The following is a 4665-nucleotide window of genomic DNA, read 5'->3' as shown; positions in this document are numbered from 1 at the left end:
TTAATTCACTGCGGCGTTGATAGGAGTTGTTACGAGGGATGGTGTGATTTGGCTGATTGTTCTTCCCCATCGGGTGACGGGGTTTTCTGCGATGAAGATGATGTCGTTTGAGCGCAGTTCGAACTGCGCGGCGAGGGTGAGGTGTGCGGCGTTTGTGGTATCGAGGTGCCAGGCGGTGACGGCGCCGAACTCGCGGGGGTCCTGAGCGGCGCGCAGGACGTAGACTTCCGACGCGTCGCCGGTTTCCTTTGCGACCCCGCCGCCGGTGTCATAGAGCGCGTCGGCCAGGGTGGCCGAGTGGTTGAAGGGCAGGGCATAGCGGCCCTGTGTGCGGACCTCGCCGCTGAGGTAGACGTAATCGCGGTCGATTGCGTCCAGCTCGATGGACTGGACGAAGTTGTCGCGGCGCTCATCCAGGTCGGCGCGGCGCAGGTTGACTGCGATGTTCAGTTCCTGCAGCGCGGTCTGGCGGCCTTCGAGCACGGTCTCGCGCAGGGCGATCTGCTGGGCAAAGTAGCGCTCGGCGCGGTCGAGGTCATAGTCGGTATCGACAAAGACCGAGTCATCGGCGATCAGGTTGAGGTTCTGCAGCTCGGTGCGGGAATAGAGGTCTTCCAGCGGGATCTGGTAGACATTGCCGTCGCGGTAGATGCGGACCGAGGAGTTGTCGATATCGCTGACCGAGACGGAGCCTGCAGCTGAGATCGCCTCGCCCAGGGTCAGCCGGGTCAGGGTGATGGGTTGCACGCCGGGCTGGCCGACGGCGCCGCCGACCGAGACGCGGCGGGAATTGAACTCGGTAATCTCGAGGCTGAAGGTGGGGTCGATCTGGTTCTCGACCAGGCGCTGGAACAGCAGCGCCTCGGCCTCGTCCACGGTCAGGCCGACCAGGCGCACGCGGCCGACATCGGGGATGTTGATCGAGCCGTCATCCTGCACGGTATAGCCGTTGCGGCTGTTTTGCGCGGCCAGCAGGCCCGACAGCTCTCCGGCTGTTCCTTGCGTGGACGGCGTGGACAGCACCAGCACGTCGCCGATGCCGATGGTATAGGGGCCGGGATTGGCCTGCGGCGGCGGGTCCAGCTGCAGCCCGGCGCGCGACCCGTCCTGGGTCGAGGGCGCCTCGGGTAGGGGGCCGGTGCCGCGCAGGCTGGCGGAGGAGCCCGATCCGGCCGACAGCGCGAAGACCGAGGGCAGGGTCTTGGGCGAATAGGGTGAGCGGTTGGCGACCAGCACGGTCTCGGGCGTCACCGGCACCACGCGGACCTTGCCGGCATCCGACACGCCCGCGGTCACCGAGGGGCTGCGGTAGATGGTCGAGCATCCGGCGATCAGGCCGGTCAGGGCCAGTGCGCTGAGGAAAAGGGAAGTATGACGCACGAGCTGTCCTCCGCTGTTCAAAATCTTAACTATCATCGGGCACCCGTTTTATGAACATGTTGCCCAGGAAATCGCCGGTCCATTGCGAGGACTGGACGATGCGGCCGGTGCTGGTCTGCACCCAGTAAATGTTGCTGAACTGCTCGGCCAGCCCATAGCAGTCTTCCTGCTGTTTTTGCGTGGCGACGGGGGTGCCGCCCAGCACGACCGTGTCCGCGCCCCGCAGGGTGATCCGGCATTTATAGGCGTGCAGCTCGATCTCGTCATTGCCGTTGAGAAAGCTGTGGAAGCGTTCGACCTGGCCTTCCCCCCCATTCAGGATCAGCGCGGCGCTCTGGCGGATATCCGAGCTGGCCAGCCCGCCGCCGAAGCCCTTGGCCGAGGTCAGCATCCCCCGCTCCAGCGTGATGGTGGCGCCGTCCGCGGTCAGCCAGGTCTGCACCCCGTCGCGTTCGGTTTCCAGCAGCATCACACCGGCCAGATCGCGGGCGGGAAAGCCGACCTCGAGCCGGGGCGGGATCGGGCGGCGCGCGGCCAGCGCCTCGGCGCGCGGATGGAACCGGGGCGCGTTGGGACGCAGCGCGCCTATCAGCAGATCGACATCCTCCTGCGCTTCGCCGCAGGAGATCAGCAACAGGGCCAGCAGGGCCAACGGGGCAGGGCGTCGCAGGGCCTTCATCGCCAGAACCTCCCCCAGCCGCGGGACAGGTCCTGGGCGCGGGCCTCGCGGGTGACGCCGTAAAGCCGGTTGCGCACGTTCAGCCGCGCGCCGCCGTCCCGCAGGACCGGGCGGATGGTCTGGGCGATCTTGTTGCGCGACGGACGCCCGGTCAGCCACGAGATGGGGATTTCGATCCGGATGCCCTTGTCGAACGAGCCTTCGCCGAACTCTTCCGAGCTGACATTGGTCAGGGTAAAGAAGGCCCCGACCTTGAAGCCGTTGTTGAACTCGCGATCCAGGGTGAAGGTGGCGCCATAGTCGCCGGCCAGGTAACGCCCGACATCGACCTGCGCGTGATAGTCGCCGGGCAGGTCGTAATAGGCCGAGGCATGGCCGGTGGCGACAGTGTAATCCTGAAAGCCGAACAGCACGTCGAAGTCGCGTTGGGCGACGTAATTGGCCTCGACCCCGAGGGCCAGGCGGCTGTTGTTGGGGTACCACAGCAGCTCGGAGGAGAACCCGCCGAACATGGTCTCGAGATACCCCAGCGTGGTGCGGGCATAGAGGTTCTTGCCCGGCCGCCACATGTACTCGGCGGTCATGTGTTCGACGCGCAGGTTGGATTCGCGGGCATAGATCGCCCAGTCCGAGCGCACATGCGGCAGCGGCGAATCCGAGACGCGGGTGCTGTCATCCAGCGTGCTGAGGACCGGCTGGCGCAGCTCGGTCGACAGGGTGAACCCGGGCAACAGGGTGTAATCCAGCCCCAGCGCCGCCCCCAGCTCGTATCGCAGCGGGTCGTCGGGGTCGAAGAACGAGAAGTTCAGATAGGGTCCGAACCGGTAGGAAAAATGCGGATAGGCATCGCTGAGGATGCCGCCCTGCAGCAGCGGGATCGTGTCGGACACCTCGGCGCGGGCAAAGCTGCGCCAGGCATTGTCGGGATCGTGCTCCAGCTCGTAGAGGTCGTCGCGATTGACCCGCACGGCGCTGAGCGGCACGCCGTTCGACATCAGCGCGATGTCGAAATGTTCGGTCTGCGGCGGTTCTTCGTTGGCCAGCACGCGGGCGGTGCGCCCCAGCGCCTGGGCGGCCTGACCATAACGGTTGTTCTCGACCCCGACCCGGACGGTGTCGTCGGTCCCGGACAGGTAGACCAGCCGCAGCCCTTCCTGATCCAGCGCGTTCTGCAACCGGTCGCGGATGGCGCCCTGGCTGCGATCTGCGGTGGCGGCGGCGATTTGGGCTTCGGGCCGCAGCGGCGGAGGTGCTGCGCCCTGCCCGCCGGGGGTCACCGCTTTGCGCGGATCGACGAAATAGCTGAAGGTCAGCCCCAGCGTGGTGCCATAGAGATAGGAGGCGGTCAGCTGGGTGCCGTTATTGAAGCGGTACTGGGCACCGACATTGATGGGCGAGCGGACCTCGAACCCGGTGCGTTCGCGCTCTTCGGTGTACGGGTCCGGCGAGTATTCCGCCAGCAGTGTCAGGCGATCATTATAGGCCCAGCTGGCGCCGCCGAAAAAAGCCGCGTCACCACGGAACCAATTGCCGGCATCAAGCTGCCCGGTGCTGCCGATGCCACCCTCTTCCCGGGCCGGGCGGGTTTTGAGGCTGTCGGAGAAGATGCCCAGAGGGTTCGTGAAAGCGCCGCGTCCGGCCATGCGCCCCCAGCCGATGCCGCCGGTCAGCTTGAACCGGTCCTGAATGGTTTTTGTAGCCACGAAGTATTCCGCGGCATAGATGCCGGTGCCGCCGAAATCGCGCAGCCCCATCACGATGGCGGGGCTGTGCCTGCTTTCCTCGCGCAGCCGGAAATGGACGTCGAAGCTGCGGTCGTAGAAAGTGCTGGGGGGATTGGTGTTGGTGTTGAACCCGTCAAGCACCGCATAGCGGAAGCTGCCATGCACCCAGGGCAGAAACTGGAAGGTCATCGTGCCCCGCCCGGTGTTTTTGAACCCCGAGGCGGTGAAGGCCAGCGTGCCGTCATCGAACATCTCGGCGGTCGGGATCTCGATCAGGCCGGGCGTGCCATAGGTCGACACAGACTGCGCCTGCGCCATACCGGTCGCAACCGCACACACCAATGCCATCAGGCCTTTCCGCCTTGCTGATACCGCTCGAATCTTCACGTCAGGCTATCACTTTTTTTCGGCGTCTGATTAACGGGTTTTGTCTGTGGCGTCTTGCATCAATTCTCTGCCGCGGAAATTCCGGCAAATCCGTGCATTTTTGCGGATGCGGCATTCTCAGGTCCGGCCCGTTGTGATAACCTTCGACCAAGACTTGTTTAAGGAGATTCACGATGCTCAGAACAACACTCCTGATTGTGGCGCTTTCGGCCACCGGTGCATATGCCCAGGACGCCTCGAACGCGGCGAATGCAGGCCAGAGTGATGCGGCGAGCGCCGCCGCCGCGGCCGCCGAAGGCGGCGTAACCGGCTTCGTCCCGCTCGTCGCACCCGCTCTCGGCGTGGCCGCAGCCGCTATCGGCGTCGCCGCAGCAGGCGGCGGTGGCGGCGGTTCAACAAACAGCACAACAAGCACCGTCAGCACAAACTGATACACATAAAACCCACAAAAACGGCGCGCTTGCCCAACGCGCCGCTGCCGCCAAAAAAATCGGG

3 protein-coding genes and 1 pseudogene are annotated in these 4665 nt (G+C 65.1%); all 4 read right to left on the bottom strand.

The annotated features are described in order from the left end of the window. Positions 1–1380 carry a polysaccharide biosynthesis/export family protein gene (locus ACR1XY_RS24095; RefSeq protein ID WP_480597263.1) on the bottom strand — a complete coding sequence of 460 codons (1380 nt, stop codon included), beginning with the start codon at positions 1378–1380 and terminating at the stop codon, positions 1–3. Positions 1381–1405: 25 nt separating this feature from the next. Then, positions 1406–2059, bottom strand: coding sequence for a YjbF family lipoprotein (locus ACR1XY_RS24090; RefSeq protein WP_480597261.1), 654 nt, complete (start codon positions 2057–2059; stop codon positions 1406–1408). Further along, the gene (locus ACR1XY_RS24085; protein WP_480597259.1) at positions 2056–4131 is read right to left on the bottom strand and encodes a YjbH domain-containing protein; all 2076 of its coding nucleotides are present in this window, start codon (positions 4129–4131) and stop codon (positions 2056–2058) included. The genes ACR1XY_RS24090 and ACR1XY_RS24085 overlap by 4 nt, the downstream gene beginning before the upstream one ends. A 40-nt stretch (positions 4132–4171) precedes the next feature. Further along, positions 4172–4665 (bottom strand): annotated as a pseudogene (locus tag ACR1XY_RS24080) (hypothetical protein); the annotation flags it as partial.

It is taken from the genome of Ruegeria sp. AD11(2025) (assembly GCF_056542405.1).
Note: the sequence above shows the minus strand (reverse complement) of the source record. Positions and strands in the feature narration are given on the sequence as shown.

What these genes read in the sequence shown, in the direction of transcription:
- ACR1XY_RS24090 (WP_480597261.1), bottom strand. Translation starts at nt 2,059, where the DNA reads ATGAAGGCCCTGCGACGCCCTGCCCCGTTGGCCCTGCTGGCCCTGTTG.
- ACR1XY_RS24085 (WP_480597259.1), bottom strand. Translation starts at nt 4,131, where the DNA reads ATGGCATTGGTGTGTGCGGTTGCGACCGGTATGGCGCAGGCGCAGTCT.